The 16596-nt window shown below is 35.4% G+C and carries 17 protein-coding genes and 1 pseudogene; 17 read left to right on the top strand and 1 reads right to left on the bottom strand.

Annotated features, from left to right (window positions below; translation table 11 throughout):
- The first annotated feature begins 20 nt into the window (after window positions 1-20).
- The 10 genes from LQ50_RS19515 to LQ50_RS19470 all read left to right on the top strand — a co-directional run bounded on the left by LQ50_RS19515 (window position 21) and on the right by LQ50_RS19470 (window position 7187).
- Window positions 21-1220, top strand: a complete 1200-nt coding sequence (locus LQ50_RS19515; protein WP_034632526.1) for an MFS transporter — start codon at window positions 21-23, stop codon at window positions 1218-1220.
- Window positions 1221-1352: 132 nt separating this feature from the next.
- The gene (locus LQ50_RS25250) at window positions 1353-1706 is read left to right on the top strand and encodes a hypothetical protein (protein WP_152608262.1); all 354 of its coding nucleotides are present in this window, start codon (window positions 1353-1355) and stop codon (window positions 1704-1706) included.
- 513 nt (window positions 1707-2219) lie between these two features.
- On the top strand, window positions 2220-2480 hold the full coding sequence (locus tag LQ50_RS19505) for a metal-sensitive transcriptional regulator (RefSeq protein WP_034632524.1): 261 nt from the start codon (window positions 2220-2222) through the stop codon (window positions 2478-2480).
- Between the two features lie 229 nt (window positions 2481-2709).
- The gene (locus tag LQ50_RS19500; RefSeq protein WP_034632522.1) at window positions 2710-3189 is read left to right on the top strand and encodes a DsrE/DsrF/DrsH-like family protein; all 480 of its coding nucleotides are present in this window, start codon (window positions 2710-2712) and stop codon (window positions 3187-3189) included.
- 37 nt (window positions 3190-3226) lie between these two features.
- Window positions 3227-3511, top strand: coding sequence for a rhodanese-like domain-containing protein (locus LQ50_RS19495; protein WP_034632520.1), 285 nt, complete (start codon window positions 3227-3229; stop codon window positions 3509-3511).
- A gap of 56 nt (window positions 3512-3567) precedes the next feature.
- A complete protein-coding gene (locus LQ50_RS19490; RefSeq protein WP_034632518.1) occupies window positions 3568-4143 on the top strand; it encodes a sulfurtransferase TusA family protein in 576 nt (191 codons plus the stop codon).
- A 74-nt stretch (window positions 4144-4217) separates the two neighbouring features.
- Window positions 4218-5345: an MBL fold metallo-hydrolase gene (locus LQ50_RS19485; RefSeq protein WP_034632516.1), complete on the top strand. Its 1128-nt coding sequence runs from the start codon at window positions 4218-4220 to the stop codon at window positions 5343-5345.
- A gap of 43 nt (window positions 5346-5388) precedes the next feature.
- A complete protein-coding gene (locus LQ50_RS19480) occupies window positions 5389-5616 on the top strand; it encodes a sulfurtransferase TusA family protein (RefSeq protein WP_034632515.1) in 228 nt (75 codons plus the stop codon).
- A 54-nt stretch (window positions 5617-5670) separates the two neighbouring features.
- The gene (locus LQ50_RS19475; protein ID WP_034632513.1) at window positions 5671-6447 is read left to right on the top strand and encodes a sulfite exporter TauE/SafE family protein; all 777 of its coding nucleotides are present in this window, start codon (window positions 5671-5673) and stop codon (window positions 6445-6447) included.
- Window positions 6448-6527: 80 nt separating this feature from the next.
- Entirely contained in the window at window positions 6528-7187 is a 660-nt protein-coding gene (locus LQ50_RS19470; protein WP_034632512.1) for an SOS response-associated peptidase, read from the top strand.
- A gap of 466 nt (window positions 7188-7653) precedes the next feature.
- Here LQ50_RS19470 and LQ50_RS26555 read toward each other — a convergent pair.
- A pseudogene (locus LQ50_RS26555) lies at window positions 7654-7797 on the bottom strand (YlaH-like family protein); the annotation flags it as partial.
- 398 nt (window positions 7798-8195) lie between these two features.
- On the opposite strand from LQ50_RS26555, the gene LQ50_RS19465 reads away from it, so the two are divergent.
- The 7 genes from LQ50_RS19465 to asnB form a co-directional block, all read left to right on the top strand.
- Complete coding sequence (locus LQ50_RS19465; RefSeq protein ID WP_034632510.1) at window positions 8196-9779, top strand: multicopper oxidase family protein; 1584 nt, start codon at window positions 8196-8198, stop codon at window positions 9777-9779.
- Window positions 9780-10109: 330 nt separating this feature from the next.
- A complete protein-coding gene (locus tag LQ50_RS19460; protein ID WP_034632508.1) occupies window positions 10110-10823 on the top strand; it encodes a hypothetical protein in 714 nt (237 codons plus the stop codon).
- 72 nt (window positions 10824-10895) lie between these two features.
- A complete protein-coding gene (locus LQ50_RS19455) occupies window positions 10896-11594 on the top strand; it encodes a response regulator transcription factor (protein ID WP_034632506.1) in 699 nt (232 codons plus the stop codon).
- 17 nt (window positions 11595-11611) lie between these two features.
- The gene (locus LQ50_RS19450) at window positions 11612-13006 is read left to right on the top strand and encodes a sensor histidine kinase (protein WP_034632505.1); all 1395 of its coding nucleotides are present in this window, start codon (window positions 11612-11614) and stop codon (window positions 13004-13006) included.
- A 409-nt stretch (window positions 13007-13415) separates the two neighbouring features.
- Window positions 13416-14318 (top strand): F510_1955 family glycosylhydrolase, encoded by a 903-nt coding sequence (locus LQ50_RS19445; protein ID WP_034632503.1) that lies wholly within the window; start codon window positions 13416-13418, stop codon window positions 14316-14318.
- A gap of 335 nt (window positions 14319-14653) precedes the next feature.
- Window positions 14654-15211, top strand: a complete 558-nt coding sequence (locus LQ50_RS19440) for a ferric reductase-like transmembrane domain-containing protein (protein ID WP_052144875.1) — start codon at window positions 14654-14656, stop codon at window positions 15209-15211.
- Window positions 15212-15747: 536 nt separating this feature from the next.
- A partial coding sequence (asnB, locus tag LQ50_RS19435; protein WP_034632499.1) for an asparagine synthase (glutamine-hydrolyzing) occupies window positions 15748-16596 on the top strand: 849 nt, incomplete at its 3' end.

Genomic DNA, 16596 nt, shown 5'->3' with positions numbered 1-16596 from the left:
TCATAAGCTAAGGGGGTATTATGAATCGAGGATCTTGGAGAGCGTTACTGTGGATTGGGTTAGCAGTACTATTTGCATTAAGTCTATGGTTTAGTGCATCCGTTATTGCATCTGAACTAATTCAAAATTGGAACCTTAGCTCCCATTCAGAAGTATGGTTGTCTGCATCTGTTCCGATGGGTTTTGTTATAGGAGCATTAGTTAGTTCGTATTTTGGTATAGCAGACCGCTACAATCCCCGGAAAATTTTTGCTGTGTCCGCACTGTTGGGAGCATTACTGAATGGCTTACTAATAGTAGCTAGTGGTCCTTTTTTTGGAATACTACTAAGAATACTAACTGGAGTAGCTCTCGCTGGAGTTTACCCAATAGCCGTTAAAATGTTATCGCAATGGTTTCCGAAAAAAAGAGGTTTTGCTATTGGTATTTTAATAGCTGCTTTAACTTTAGGATCATCATTGCCACATTTTGTTGTTATGTTTTTCTCTTCATTAAATTGGAAGGTAGTTATCATTTTCACGTCTGTATTAGCTGTATTAGCAGCAATTATTGTTAATTGGATATTAGAGGATGCTCCAGAGACAGCGAAAAAATCCACTTTCTCCTTTAAATTAATAAAAAAGGTTGTAAAGAATAAACAAGCAATGCTTGCTAACTATGGTTATTTTGGACATATGTGGGAACTGTATGCGATGTGGACATGGCTTCCTGCATTTTTGACCGCTAGTTTTATAAGCTATTCACCAGAAACGTCTTATTGGTTTATTGCCTTATCTTCCTTTATTTCAATAGGGGTTGCTGGGGGGATTGGTTGTGTGTTGGGTGGCCTAATCTCAGATAAAATTGGAAGGTCAAATTTAACCATTTACTCTATGTTGATAAGTGCTTCCTGTGCCGTATTAATAGGTTTAACATTTGGTCATTTTATTTGGTTGACACTCATTCTTTCTTTTATTTGGGGGATGTCTGTTATAGCTGACTCTGCACAGTTTTCTGCAGCCGTTTCAGAGGTTGCAGAAGTTGAATATGTAGGGACAGCCCTCACTTTTCAAATGTGTATAGGCTTCTTAATCACCATTTTTTCTATCAATTTAATTCCTATGATTCAGAGCTACGTAGGTTGGGAATGGGTCTTTGCATTATTAGCGATTGGACCAATTCTTGGGATTTTATCTATGCTTAAATATAAACGATACGAGTTTAATTATATGGAAAGATAATGAATCCTATTAATCAATTTTTTTGAAATTCTCCTATCAAAAATTAGCTTACCCTTATATATATAGTATGAAGACACACTAACGATAGGAGGATCTTCATATGGCTATTTTCCGTATGATTCAAACAAAGTTTTGGAATGTCTCAGTGATGGAGGTTATGTTCTTTTTGATGTACTTGCTTATCAATCGGGGGTTGACTCAATTTGCAATCTATTGGATTACGAAGAAACAAGAGGCTTTGAAGCAAGTTTCTCCGTTGAAACGTCGCAAATTGAGCGCTTTTTGAATCCGCATGAACTCATTCGTTTCAGTGAGGAAATAAGGGAGATAGCGATTAAGAACTGGGGCAAGCACAACCTCGGATGTGGTGGCAAACCGATGCTAGCATGTATTCGGAAGGAACTAGAGAGTGTCAAGCATCAACCTATTATGGAGAATGTTGGACAAGCGGTGGCCAATGATTCTTTATGTATTCGTCTGCCTTGAAAACGACGATACGTTGACGTTACGGGGACAATAAGAAGAAAAAGAAAAAGAAGAAGAAGAAACACAAAAGAAAAAGAACAACAGGTGTTGCCGTTAGTAGCCGTATAAGCAACTAAGTTTATCATTTCTTTTTTGAAATTCTCTTTTGTAACCAAGAAAGTTGAAGGGAGTTTTCCTTAAATTTTCTGCAACAAAGCGTTGATAGAACTAATCATGACATTTAAGTTCTGGTAAACAAACTCCTAATAAAAATAGACATATTTATTATTAGCAAATTAATACACAATATTTATTTAAGATTTGTTACCGGAAAAATTAAGATTGACAATATACCTATGCGGGTATATTGTGAATATACAAACAACGAAGGGGAGGTAGATATGATTAAACGGTATCAAGATAGTTAATCTAAAAGGCTGAGTGTTCACATAGGAAGATGAGGTTAAAAATAGATATTCTTGAGAGTATTACTAGCTATTAAACAATATCTAGTAAGAAAATGGAGGGAAATCCATGAAGTACAATGACAAAATGAAAAACAGAGTAAAGCGTGTGGAAGGACAAGTTAAAGCGATTCTTAGAATGATGGAAGAGGATAAGGACTGTAAAGATCTGGTTGTTCAAATGTCAGCCGCAAGAAATGCATTGGACCGAGCGATTGGTTTAGTCGTAAGCTCTAACTTGGAACAGTGTGTGCGCGAGCAAATGGTAAAAGGCGAAGACACAGAAGCGTTTATTCAAGAAGCTGTGAACTTATTAGTGAAAAGCAGATAATAATATAAAATGATTGACAGGGGTGAGTGAGATCAATTAATATACCCCTATAGGTTTAAATAGACTTGAGAATCGAATTAAAACGCTATTGACCTATTTTTTTAATTATTTATAATACCTATAGAGGTATATGTATTTAAAATCTGAATTAAAAGGCTAGGCTACCTATTTTTTTGAACATTAACATACCCATACAGGTATATGCTGATAAAGATAAGGAGTGGAGAACATGACAGACAAAAAGAAAACGACGATCATCTTATTTAGTGGTGATTATGATAAAGCAATGGCAGCATTTATTATCGCAAACGGTGCTGCAGCCTATGACCATGATGTAACGATCTTCTCAACATTTTGGGGTTTAAACGCTTTTAGAAAAGATCAACACGTAGCAGTGAAAAAAGGATTCTTAGAAAAAATGTTTGCGAAAATGATGCCACGAGGCGCTGATAACATGGGACTTTCCAATATGAACTTCGCCGGAATGGGTCCAAAAATGATTAAGCATGTTATGAAAAAACACAATGCGATGCCATTACCTGATTTAGTCGAAATGGCACAAGAACAAGGCGTAAAGTTAGTTGCTTGTACAATGACAATGGATCTATTAGGACTACAAAAAGAAGAGTTGATTGAGGGTTTAGAATATGCTGGTGTGGCAGCTTATCTAGCTGATGCTGAAGAAGGAAATGTGAACTTATTTATATAATAAACCCACTTGGAACTACCATAGGAGGAGATCGGTTTTGAAAGAAATCACACCAAAAGAAGTAGAGCGTCTCGTCAATCCTAATATTATCGATGTTCGAAAAACGGATGAGGTAGCAGCAGGGCACATACCTAAAAGTGTAAACATCCCGCTTGGATTACTAGAATTTCGTCTTCATGAACTAGACAAATCGAAAGAATATATTATCGTTTGTCACTCAGGTGCTAGAAGTGGAAGAGCCACTGAGTTTCTGTCCAGTCAAGGGTTTCATGCTACCAATATGGTTGGAGGCATGATGAACTGGGAAGGGAACGTTCAGTAAATTTTTTTAAAGTTAAACATACCTATAAGGGTATTGATTATTAGGGGGAATTTTAAATGGAAACCATTAAATTTGATCAATTAGTAGATGCAAAAGGATTAGCATGTCCAATGCCAATCGTTCGTACAAAAAAAGCGATGAATGAGCTCAAACCAGGAAAAGTATTAGAAGTTCAAGCAACAGATAAAGGGTCAACTGCTGATATGAAAGCGTGGGCCAAGAGCACGGGACATCAATATTTAGGAACGGTTGAAGAGGGCGATGTGTTAAAACATTACCTTCGTAAAGCATCTGGGGAAGAGGAAGAAGAGAAGAAACACCCATATGTTGTTAACAACGAGGAACTTCAAGCGAAGTTAGCTAACAATGAAGATATTTTAGTGTTAGATGTTCGTGAATCAGCTGAATATGCCTTCCATCATATTCCTGGTGCGAAATCGATTCCGCTTGGCGAACTTGAGAATCGGTTAAATGAACTAAGCGAGGATGAAGAACTTTATGTTGTGTGTCGAACTGGAAGTCGTAGCGATTTAGCCGCACAAAAGTTAACAGAAGCAGGATTTAAAAAGGTAATTAATGTGGTACCTGGTATGAGTGAGTGGAACAGTCAAATAGATAGTCTAAAGAAATAGCAATGATGCAGATGTAAGATTTACTTTTTAAAGAAATTTTTTTAAATGGTTATATACTATAGGGGGTATGTTTGATGTCGGTTAAAGCATTGAATTCAAAAGAAGTAGCAAGAAAAGTAATTGAAAAGAAAGAGCTATTTATTTTAGACGTTCGGAATGAAGGGGATTTCGCTGATTGGAAGATTGAAGGAGAGAACTTTGATTACTTTAATATTCCTTATTTTGAACTATTAGATGGCGTAGAAGAAATCATGAGTGAAATCCCAGTAGATAAAGATGTGTTAGTTGTATGTGCGAAAGAAGGTTCTTCGATGATGGTAGCTGAGATGCTTTCTGATGAAGGGTTAAATGTAGCTTACTTAGAGGGAGGTATGAAAGCTTGGAGTGAATATCTTGAACCAATAAAAGTAGGGGATTTGAAAGACGGTGGTGAGTTGTATCAATTTGTTCGTCTAGGTAAAGGGTGTCTATCCTATATGGTTGTTTCTAATGGAGAAGCAGCAATTATTGATGCAACACGTATGACGGATGTGTTTGTGAATTTCGCAAGTGAAATCGGAGCGAACTTTACACACGTATTTGATACACACTTGCATGCTGACCACATCTCAGGTGGAAGAAAAATTGCAGAAGCAACTGGGGCAACGTACTGGTTACCTCCAAAAGATGCAGAAGAAGTAGTATTTGAATATGCTGCACTTGAAGGCGGAAATGACGTACAAATTGGGAACTCAACGATCAACATCCATGCTCTATACACACCTGGTCACACAATCGGATCGACTTCATTTGTTATCGATGAAAAATATCTATTATCCGGAGATATACTCTTCATTGATTCCATTGGAAGACCAGACCTAGCAGGACTCGCTGAAGATTGGGTAGGAGATTTACGTGAGTCCCTTTATAAGCGTTATAGAGAACTATCAGAAGAGTTAATGGTTTTACCGGCTCACTTTATGATCATTGAAGAGTTAAATGAAGATGGAAGTGTTGCCGAGAAGTTAGGTACACTATTTGCCCAAAATCATGGACTCAATATTGAAGATGAACATGAGTTTAGATCAATGGTGACAGAGAACCTACCACCACAACCAAACGCGTATCAAGAAATTCGTGAAACCAATATGGGGAAAATCAACCCAGATGAAGAAAAACAACGTGAAATGGAAATTGGACCTAACCGTTGTGCAGTAAGATAACAGACGATAAAAAAATAGAGATTACTAACTGGAGGTTTTAAAAATGAATTCAGATAAAGTATTAGACGCAAAAGGATTAGCATGCCCAATGCCAATCGTTCGTACAAAAAAAGCATTGACTGAACTTGAATCAGGTCAAATCTTAGAAATTCATGCGACTGATAAAGGAGCAAAAAATGACTTAGCAGCTTGGACGAAATCTGGTGGTCACGAGTTAGTATCAGATACGGAAGAAGATGGAGTATTAAAGTTCTGGATTAAAAAAGGCTAATAGATAAGGGAACCGGTTTGGTTCCCTCTTTTCCTTTAAAGGAGGTGGGTTATAATGGATTTTGCTTTTATTATTACAATCTTTTTAATTGGTTTCATAGGTTCGTATATTTCAGGAATGTTAGGGATTGGTGGATCGATCATAAAATATCCGATGTTACTTTATATTCCACCCCTATTTGGTATAGCAGCTTTTAGTGCTCATGAGGTTTCAGGTATTAGTGCCGTTCAAGTGTTCTTTGCAACCATTGGTGGGGTCTGGGCTTATCGTAAAGGTGGATATTTAAATAAGGCGTTAATTATATATATGGGCTCAGCGATTTTAATTGGGAGTTTTGTTGGTGGTTATGGATCGAAACTAATGTCGGAAGGTGGAATTAATCTTATTTACGGGATATTAGCATTAATTGCCGCAGTGATGATGTTTATCCCTAAAAAGGGGATTGATGATGTTCCATTGGATCAAGTGACATTCAATAAATGGTTAGCAGCAACCTTTGCATTAATTGTCGGGATTGGAGCAGGAATTGTTGGTGCAGCTGGGGCCTTTTTGCTAGTACCAGTCATGCTTGTCGTCTTAAAGATTCCAACGCGCATGACTATTGCTTCTTCCTTAGCGATTACTTTCATCTCGTCCATTGGAGCAACCGTCGGAAAGATTACAACTGGACAAATTGATTATTTTCCAGCTTTAATTATGATTGTCGCGAGTTTACTAGCTTCTCCACTAGGTGTAATGGCAGGAAAGAAGATAAATACAAAGATTTTACAAGTAATCTTAGCTGTATTGATTGCTGCAACAGCAGTGAAAATTTGGATTGATATTTTATAAGAACAGCGGAATTGGGTTAACTACGAGGGGTGGTTGAAATTAGATCCTTGGTTAATAATAGTTGTTAGAGGTGATCATTCATGTGTGGTAGATTTACTTTGACAGCAACGAAAGAACAAATTGAAGAACAACTGTACGTAGAGTTGTTTGATTATCAACCAAGGTTTAATATAGCTCCTAGCCAGCCTGTATTAAGTATTATCTCAGATGGAGAAAAAAGAAGAGCAGGTTATTTGAGGTGGGGACTTGTACCTGTTTGGGCAAAGGATCCTAAAATTGGATATAAGATGATTAATGCTCGAGGTGAAACGGTAGATGAAAAGCCAGCTTTTAAACGATTACTTAAACGCCGTCGTTGTTTAATTGTGTCGGATGGTTTCTATGAATGGAAGCGTACGGGAGAAAATAAGAAGCCATATATAATAACAGTAAATGAAGGTATCTTTACATTTGCAGGTTTGTGGGATAGATGGAAATTGAATGATGAGGAAATTGTTTCTTGTACAATTCTTACAACTGAACCTAACGAGTTTATGAAGGGAATCCATGATAGGATGCCAGTTATATTGGATGAAGAAGAGAGAAATGTTTGGTTGGATCCAGGTGTGGAGGATAAGCAGATCTTAAAGGAGCTTATAAAGCCATACCCAACTCAAGGTATGAATGCATACGAGGTTTCGACCTTGGTTAATAGTCCAAAGAATGAGACAGAAGAGTGCATAAGGCCATTGATAGAGTAAAAAGCACTTGTAGCTGGTTTGTTATCATATTATAGGTTAAGTTGGGGTTGTATAGATATAATTACTGTAGATAAAATACAAGCTTGGTGAGAATCATTTTTTAGATATTCATTCTAGTTGTTCTGGCTTATTTGCATCTCCAAACAATAGTTGTAACTTTAAAGCTAATGCTAAAAGGAAGACTTGCCAGATTTGCCATTTGAAATTAAACAATAGACCAAGCATGATGATAGCAATAACAATACTTCCCCAATCAAAAAAGACTTCTAAAGATAGCCGTATTAGGAAACTAGCGTTTAGACCAACAACAGTTGCATAACACTTGCTAGGTATAATTTTAGCTTCTCATTCTCTAAATTTACCGACATAAGGAGCACCTAACTAGCACCACTAAAAATGTTTTCCACTAAAAAATAGCTATTTCGCCTATTCATGTCTTATTTTTAGTAGGAAAACATTTTTAAATTTAATTACTAGTATGAGATTCAACTGCAAGTCTAAATCTATATGTTATTAAAAGGAGTACTATTGCCACTAATGACTCTGAAATGGGATATGCTATTGCTAAGAATGTAATTGGAAACGCACCTAAAAGTAACATACTATAAACATTTACATTTTTTTAAATAGGTAGTTTACGAGCAAACCCAATTTACGATTTAAATATTCCCGGTTTTAGCCATAATTAGTTACCTCCAGTAAATATTATGAGTCTTATATTTTTTGACTGAACATACTATGTTTCTTAGAAGAGTACTAGTTATAAGATAAACAGAAAATTAATTTCCCCTCTTGAATTTTTCAGAAATAATATACTGACGTATAGCGTATGATTACTGGTTTACATAAGTGTAATGTAGCTTCTTGCTTATTATTTCCAGAGAAAAAGTGTGACGCTTTTATAAAAATGATATATAAGTTCATTTCTTCATAAATTCTATATACTTTTTTTCTAGAATTATATTTGAAAACTAATCAAACATTTTTTTGGAAAAGGGGAAATTAACAATGAAAAAATCATACGGTTTGGCTGGTATAGCGCTGACATTGTCATTAGTTATAGCCGGCTGTTCAAATGATGCAGTTGACCATTCCGCAATGGGACATGGTGAGCCTCAGCAAGAAGAACAAACACAGGAGGTAATTTCAGAAGATGGAAAGAAAGTTTTTGACCTAAATGTTACCGAAACTCACTGGATGTTCAATGATGAGATCATGGATGATGCATGGACATATAATGGTAGTTTACCTGGTCAAGAAATCAGGGTTCAAGAAGGAGATAGTGTATTAGTAAATGTGACCAATTCACTAGATGAACCCACTGCTCTCCATTTACACGGATTTCCGGTTCCAAATGAAATGGATGGTGTTCCTGGTGTAACACAAAATGCAATCATGCCTGGAGAAACATTTACTTATGAGTATCAGGCTGATGTACCGGGGACATATTGGTATCATTCCCATCAAGACGGTGCTAGACAAGTTGGAAAAGGTCTTTACGGTGTCTTTATTGTTGAGCCTAAAGACGGAGAATATTATGATCTGGATGAAGTGGTCGTAATTGATGAATGGTCCTCTATGGGAATGGGAGACATGGATCACAGTGGTATGGATCACGGTAATATGGACCATGGAAGCATGAATCATGGAGATATGGATCACGACGATATGAATATGGAAGAAGATATGGATCATGGCGATATGAGTAGTGAGAGTAATGGGTTAAGTCATGCTGAAATGATGAATGAAATGTATGATACTATGATTATTAATGGAAATGCCACTCCGCAAATAGAATCAATTCAAGTTGAAGAAGGAAATAAAATGAAACTTCGTTTTCTGAATGCAGGGCTCTTTACTCAAGTTGTTTCGATTCCAGGGCACTCTTTTCAAATCACAAATTATGATGGCCAGCCTGTTAATGAACCTGAATGGTTAAACGATACAGCATTTCGTATAGCACCTGCTGAACGCTATGATGTTGTAATAGATCTAGACAATCCAGGGGCATGGGGTATACAGGTTTTCGCTGAAGAGAACCGAGAGAATTTACAGTCTTTAATACCTATTATTTATAATGATTATGAAGATAATGATCTTCAAACGACGGAATCGATTTCTTCATTTTTTGACTTTACTACCTACGGAGAAGCAGTTGATGTAAATCTACCTGAAATCACAAAAGAGTTCGATATGAATCTTGGAACAAATGATGGTGGCGAGACGTTTACAATTAATGATAAATTGTTTCCAGATCATGAGAGTTATGAAGTTGAAGAAGGAGACGTTGTGAAATTTACAGTTGTAAATGACACAGATGTTGACCACCCAATGCATTTACATGGAGAATTTTTCAATGTTATTTCTAAGGATGGAGTACCTATCTCTGGATCACCGATCTTAAAAGATACATTGAATGTCAGACCAGGGGAAACATATGAAATTGTATTTGAAGCAAAGAATCCAGGGATTTGGATGTTCCACTGCCATGAATTTCATCATGCCAATGCAGGAATGATGGCTGAAGTTCGTTATAAAGGTTTTGAACCGAGTTTTTCAATAGATCCTAACATCCCGAATAAACCTGAGTAATTTCATGAAGAATATAAACAAACATGACTCCCGTATATGAGTCATGTTTGTTTTGTTCTTATTTACTCAACCCTTTTTGTGAATTTTGAATATTACGTTTCATATAATTACAGTGTTTTTTTGAAAAGGTAATTTATTATTTTATTATCTTCATCTTTTCTCCACATTTATCTCCTATTGTTATATCAAATGAAAAGCAGTGTATCTATCGAGGGGAAATATAATAGTGCGACTAGTAATATTTACTCTCTAATAATATTGGAATCAGTGTAACTTAATATAAATTGACTGGTTAACCCTTATGTATGTGTGGGCTATAGGAGGAGTAATGTGAGAATAATATCAGTATTGATATTCGTTGTTTTTATTACTTTGGCTGGATGTCAAAAACCAGTTACCAAAGACGTTCAAAATATTTATGAAAACAGCTATATAAAAGTGGTAATAGATGAAATCGAGGAAGTAGAAAATGGTTTTTTCTTAACAGTAACGCTGGAAAGTATTACGGAGGGCGGAATTAACAAAAATGATTATGCTGTAGCTTTTCCAAGTCAGATCATGTTAGATAACGGCCATGAATTTCACAAAATAAATGAGGAACAAACAACAGAGTTTGTTAATGATGAAAAATATATGATCCGGGAGTTCTATTTAAGTGAAAGTGAAAACCAAAAATTAGCAGGATTCCTATCTTTTTCGTTATACGTTAAGCCAACTTTCAATAAAAAATTAGTGACCTTTGAAATAGATGGGAATAGAAATGATGTTATGAGTGACGGAATTATACTAACAAATATAGATCTAAAGGATAACTATTTAAGGTTAAATTTAAATGATGTACATCCAACAAAAGGAATAGGGGTAACGATAGAGCTTGAAGGAGAGAGGATTTATCCATTGGTGTCTAAAACTGAACAAAATCTAAATACGATGAAAGGTGAATATGAGTTCGCTCAACCACTACCTGAGACTATTGTATTAATGGTTTCAAGAGCAAATTTGTCAGAAACGATATGGGAACTTCCTTTTACAATAGAATTTTAACATTAATATGATAACATGCTTTTCATAATTTTTACCATTTCGTTTCAAATTAAATACTAAGGGGTTAATCATATGATTGAAAACAAAACTATTTTAATTGTTGATGATGAGTTTCAAATGCGAACTCTTTTATCGATATATTTGAAGGATGAGGGATTTGTTCTATTTGAGGCTTCGACGGGTAAGGAAGCTATTACAAAGATTCGGAGCAACCCAGATAATTATGATCTGATTATACTAGATATTATGATGCCAGATCTTGATGGTTTTGAAGTATGTAAAATCGTAAGAGAGTATTCAACAATTCCGATACTAATGCTCTCAGCTAGAAAGGCATTAGAAGATCGAGTAGATGGGTTAAATTTAGGAGCAGATGATTACCTTACAAAACCATTTGAGCCAGAAGAGTTAATAGCTCGTGTAAAAGCATTGCTAAGAAGAGTAACCACAATTGAAGCAAAGAAAGACGAGGTGAAGTTAGCATTTGAAGATGGATTATCCATTTATTATGAAAATAGAAGTGTCTATGTGAACGATGAATTGGTTGAATTAACAGCAAAGGAGTTCGAGCTTTTATATAAGCTCGCTTTAAATCCACAACGAGTGTATACACGAGATGACCTCCTTTATTTAATCTGGGGGGAGGATTATGTAGGGGCACAAAGAACTGTAGACTCTCATATAAAGAATATACGGTCGAAACTTTATGCTGCTGGCTTAAAAAATAACCGAATTATAACTGTATGGGGTGTTGGATACAAATTTGTATAAAAGAGATGGGACAACTTATGAATCGAATTGATATTAAATTAGGCCTTACGATTCTACTCTTATTAATTACGATAATATTACCGTTAGGCTTTGTTATGAATCAAATTTTTTATGGGTTTTATGTTAGTCAAGCACAAGAAGAAACACATATGCTGTCTTCTCGATATGCTAGCTTAATTAATGATAGTACTGTTGAAAACCGATTAGAGGTTGTGGAAGTAGCTGCGAAAATCTCGAATCAAAAAATGCTAGCACTTAGTGATGAGGGAGAGGTCTGGGCTCAATCGAATTTTGTAATGAGTCATCATGACACAGAGTATCTTCTTGACCTTATTCATTCTACAGATTCACACCACTATATGACAAATTCGTTTGAAGATAGTGATGGGAAAACGTATATTGCGACAGCTTCACATATAAATGTAAATAATGCAAAGGGACATGTTATTGTTTTTTCTTCACTCGAGAGTATCATACTGTCCATAAGAAACGTGCAAAATTTCCTGAAACTCTCAGCAATTGGCGCTTTATTTCTGGGAATTGGACTTACTTATTTTATTTCCAAAAAATTATCTCAGCCTTTAGTCAGTATGGAAAAAGCGGCAAGGCAAATTTCTAAAGGGAACTATAAGACACGTATCGTTCAGAAATCAGGTGATGAGTTAGGGACACTTGCACGAGCTATTAATGATTTAGCATTTAGTTTACAACGTATTAATGATCAGAGACGTGAGTTTTTCGCCAATATATCACATGAGTTACGCACACCTATGACCTATTTAAAAGGATACTCAAAAGTTTTGCGCGAAGGACGTTGGAAAACAGAAGAAGAAAGAAACCAATACCTTGAAATTATTGATCATGAAGCAACTAGATTAACTTATTTAGTCAATGATTTATTTGACTTAGCACAGATGGATGAAGGCCGTTTTAATCTTGAACATAAAAAAGTGAACCTAAATGAAATTATAAAACTTGTTGTAAAGAAAACGGCATACAAAGCACTAGACCAAAACCTTAAAATACAATACCTATGTGAACTATCTGATAAGGAAGACTGTATAGTGCTTGGTGATCCTTTAAGATTGGAGCAAGTTCTTATTAATCTAGTTGAAAACGCAATAAAGTATACGAAAGAAGGATCCATTACAATTTCTACTGTTAGTAATGATGAAAATATTAAAATTAAGGTTAGGGACACGGGAATTGGCATGGAAGAAGATGAGCTACCGTATATATTCGAGCGTTTTTATCGAGTAGAAAAGTCTCGGTCTAGGGCTTTCGGTGGTACTGGTCTTGGATTGTCCATTGTGAAGCAACTAATAGAATTACACAATGGGATAATTGAGGTGAAGAGCACTGTTGGTGAAGGAACTGAATTTACTATAATTCTACCCAAAATTTCGTATTAAAGTGAGATGAAGCCAATTGAAGAAATCAGAATGGCTAGTTATGGTTGTTTTTATTTTCTTAGGAGTTATATGTTTAACGATTTCAGCAACTTGGATTCTACCTGAAGCACATCGTCATCTCAGTCTTACCTTTCTTACCATTTGTTTATATACTCTTATTCCAGTTTTCCTAGTAAGTTGCGTTTATATTATCTTTAAAATCTACGTCAAATAGGGAAAGCAAATAAAATAGTATTACCATGGATCCTCTAAATATGAAAACTAGACGATTATTTATCCGAACATTGACCTTACTATATAAAGAAGAACAAGTAAAAATAAAAAGTTGTCGCTAATATTGTAGAATGTTTAACGAAAAAGGAAGTAAATTTTCAACAAAAAGATAACACATTTAAAGGGGATTATTTCAATGAAAAAAGGATTAATGGCTAGCATTATTACTCTATCTCTATTTGTTATATCAGCATGCTCAAATGACACAAATCAGATCGACTCGTTTATGCATATTCATGGATTAGAATACTCACAACATGACGAGAGTATTTTTTTAGCTACACATATGGGCTTAATTAATTTAAATGAAGAAAGTTGGGAACTAGTTGGTGAGCCAGAACATCAGCATGATTTCATGGGTTATACAGTTATAGATGAAAACGTAATGATCTCAAGCGGGCACCCTGGTGCTCGGTCTGACTATGTTGATCCATTAGGGGTTATCATTAGTCATGATTCTGGTGAAACATGGGAACCAATTGCACTTTATGAGGAAGTTGATTTTCATCTTTTACACGTAAATGAAGGAAACCAAGAAATTATGTATGGAATTGATGTATACAACTCAAACCTATATCGGTCAAACGATGGAGGTTATGATTGGGATGTGGTGGATACAGCAGGATTACCAGGGCCTGTAGCTTCCGTTCTTTCATTAACGTCTCATCCGCAATCTCCTGATTACTTGCTAGCTGGAACTGAGACTGGAATGTATGAATCATCAGACGGTGGTCAAACGTGGGCTTTAAAAGAAAATAATCTTAGCGCAAGTTCTTTCCAAACTCTTGATTCTGATTCAGAAGATTTAGTAGCCTATCTCTTCGGAGAAAAGGAAGGCTTGTATTTAAGTGAAGACTTTGGAGAAACATGGGCATCTTTGAATTTTAAGGTAGACGATGATTACATTATGTATATTAGTAACCATCCAACAGATGATCAAAAGATAGTACTCGGATCAATGAGCCAAAGTATTTATGAGACAAAGGACTTTGGGAAATCGTGGGAAGTATTGGCAGAGGAAGGAAAAAGAAAGAATTAAAATATAACTCATTTTTGTAAATGATCCAACATCAGGCTATGGTGGCCACATTGAATGGATGTTACAAGAGGCGGGAGTTAAATAGCTATGTATGGTGTAAAAATACTAGTTAGTCTGACTAACTAGTATTTTAAATGGCTCGTTAACATTTTTTTCTTCTATTATTCTTCATACATTCTACAAACATGCAGGATATACTCCAACAGAAGATGAAGGAGGAGTGCGATGAAAAATAGTACTTATAGACAAATAGTACTTATAGACAAATAGTTGTAGGGGGTTTATCGCTTATACTAGCTTATCTATTTTTTCAAAGCAGAGGTCTCTGGGATCCAATGCATGCATGGAACAGAGCATTTGCAGATGTATCGTTACTATTCTTAAGTGTGATTTTACTTCTAGGATCCCTTTCTAAAGTATTCAAGTCAGTAAGGAAATGGCTGGTTTGGAGAAGAGAACTTGGGATATGGACAGGTGTTACTGCAATTGTTCATGTATTGATTATCCTTGATGGCTGGGTTCAATGGGAATTATTCCAGATCTTTTTCGTTTTTAGTCCATTTGCAGGTGAGTGGGTTTTACATCCTGGATTTGCTTTAGGTAACTTATTGGGAATTGTAGCGTTGGTATATGTTCTTATCTTAATGTTAACATCAAATACTAGAAGTAAAAAAATATTGGGATTCAAATCTTGGAAATACGTCCAACAAACTGTACATGTCTTGTATCATTTGGTAATTTTGCATACGGCTTATTTTATTTTTATACACAATCCTAATGCTGCTAATTGGTTACAAGTACCTTTCATCATGACTATTACATTAGTCTGGCTAAGCTCTTTAATAGGGTTTTGGTTTACCGTAAAAGAGGCTAAAAAAAGTAAAGGTATATAAATAAATGGCTCCTTACGAAGGTTAGGAGCCATTCATTTTGTTGTCATAAGAGATTAAAGCTATTATCTTTTTTTCAAAGATTTCATAAATCTTCTTCATATTTTCTACACAATTAAATGCAATACTCTATAACACAAAGCTTATTAGGCTAATTTTGAATAGGATGTAGATAGAAGGAAAGCTATTGATTTACTTAAACTGGTTTATTAACTGGCTTGGGAAGAAACGTACTATTTGGTTATTAATTATGACCAATTGGGGACGATCTACGGTTATATATGGTATATGCCTCAATTAGTCGATATACCTGTTTGATTAAATTCGATGTGTACTCCTAAACATGACCATAAAGTAGAGGTCATGTTTTTATGATGGTATGTCTTTAAAAATGGCGGTTCAAAATGGGAGTGGCACTGTGATGTTGAACATTAAAATTCATTTCCCTTTGTTTTACATGAGTTCTTCATGAAAAAAACATACATTGAGGGTAATGTAATTATCTATCTAAAACAAGAAGAAATATGAGGTGTTGTCAAATGTGTGGTTTTGTTGGATATATAAATGAACAAAATGAAATCGGAAATATAGAAAAAAATCAAATAAATAATATGCTTAAGTTGATTCATCATCGTGGACCAGATGACACAGGTTTCTTTAATGATGATCATATCGTTTTTGGATTTAAAAGACTAAGTATCATTGATGTGGAAAATGGAAAACAACCTATCTCATTTGAAAATGAACGGTATTGGATGGTATTTAATGGTGAAATTTACAACTATCAGGAACTGCGTAAAACCTTGAAAAATATAGGGTACACATTTCAGACTTCATCAGATTCAGAGACCATTCTTGCTCTTTTTAGTCATAAAAAAGAAGAAGCTTTTTCTGACTTAAGAGGAATGTTTGCTATTTTGATTTGGGACAAGCAGGAGCAAACGATGTACGGAGCACGAGACCCCTTTGGTATCAAACCATTGTATTATACGATTGGTAAAAGTGAGCATGAACTATATTTCGCGTCTGAGAAAAAAAGTTTAGAAGCACTTGAAAACAATAAATCTTTAAATAAGGAAGCATTACATCATTATTTAACTTTTCAATACGTGCCTGAGCCATTAACGATGGCAACTGATACGTTTAAAATAGAGCCTGGCCATTATTTCATCAAAAAGAAAGGGGAGGGGTTAATCCAAACAAAATATTGGGAGCCAACCTTTAAACCAAGTCAAGGTGATCTGGATACAAGTTCTAAACAGATCGCACGAACGTTAGAGGAGTCTGTAAATTGTCATATGATTAGTGATGTTCCATTAGGAGCTTTCTTATCTGGTGGAATTGATTCCACTTGTATAGTGACATTAGCGAAAAAAATTAATCCTGCT

This window comes from Halalkalibacter okhensis (assembly GCF_000787375.1).
Taxonomy (GTDB): Bacteria; Bacillota; Bacilli; order Bacillales; family Bacillaceae_D; genus Halalkalibacter; species Halalkalibacter okhensis.
This window is presented reverse-complemented; position numbering and strand designations above follow the sequence as displayed.

Excerpts from the sequence above, each read along its gene's own strand:
- LQ50_RS19475 (WP_034632513.1), top strand. The coding sequence starts at position 5,671 with ATGGATTTTGCTTTTATTATTACAATCTTTTTAATTGGTTTCATAGGT.
- LQ50_RS19515 (WP_034632526.1), top strand. The coding sequence starts at position 21 with ATGAATCGAGGATCTTGGAGAGCGTTACTGTGGATTGGGTTAGCAGTA.
- LQ50_RS19445 (WP_034632503.1), top strand. The coding sequence starts at position 13,416 with ATGAAAAAAGGATTAATGGCTAGCATTATTACTCTATCTCTATTTGTT.
- LQ50_RS19450 (WP_034632505.1), top strand. The coding sequence starts at position 11,612 with ATGAATCGAATTGATATTAAATTAGGCCTTACGATTCTACTCTTATTA.
- LQ50_RS19480 (WP_034632515.1), top strand. The coding sequence starts at position 5,389 with ATGAATTCAGATAAAGTATTAGACGCAAAAGGATTAGCATGCCCAATG.
- LQ50_RS19485 (WP_034632516.1), top strand. The coding sequence starts at position 4,218 with ATGTCGGTTAAAGCATTGAATTCAAAAGAAGTAGCAAGAAAAGTAATT.
- LQ50_RS19440 (WP_052144875.1), top strand. The coding sequence starts at position 14,654 with ATGCATGCATGGAACAGAGCATTTGCAGATGTATCGTTACTATTCTTA.
- LQ50_RS19490 (WP_034632518.1), top strand. The coding sequence starts at position 3,568 with ATGGAAACCATTAAATTTGATCAATTAGTAGATGCAAAAGGATTAGCA.
- LQ50_RS19470 (WP_034632512.1), top strand. The coding sequence starts at position 6,528 with ATGTGTGGTAGATTTACTTTGACAGCAACGAAAGAACAAATTGAAGAA.
- LQ50_RS19455 (WP_034632506.1), top strand. The coding sequence starts at position 10,896 with ATGATTGAAAACAAAACTATTTTAATTGTTGATGATGAGTTTCAAATG.
- LQ50_RS19505 (WP_034632524.1), top strand. The coding sequence starts at position 2,220 with ATGAAGTACAATGACAAAATGAAAAACAGAGTAAAGCGTGTGGAAGGA.
- LQ50_RS19465 (WP_034632510.1), top strand. The coding sequence starts at position 8,196 with ATGAAAAAATCATACGGTTTGGCTGGTATAGCGCTGACATTGTCATTA.
- LQ50_RS19500 (WP_034632522.1), top strand. The coding sequence starts at position 2,710 with ATGACAGACAAAAAGAAAACGACGATCATCTTATTTAGTGGTGATTAT.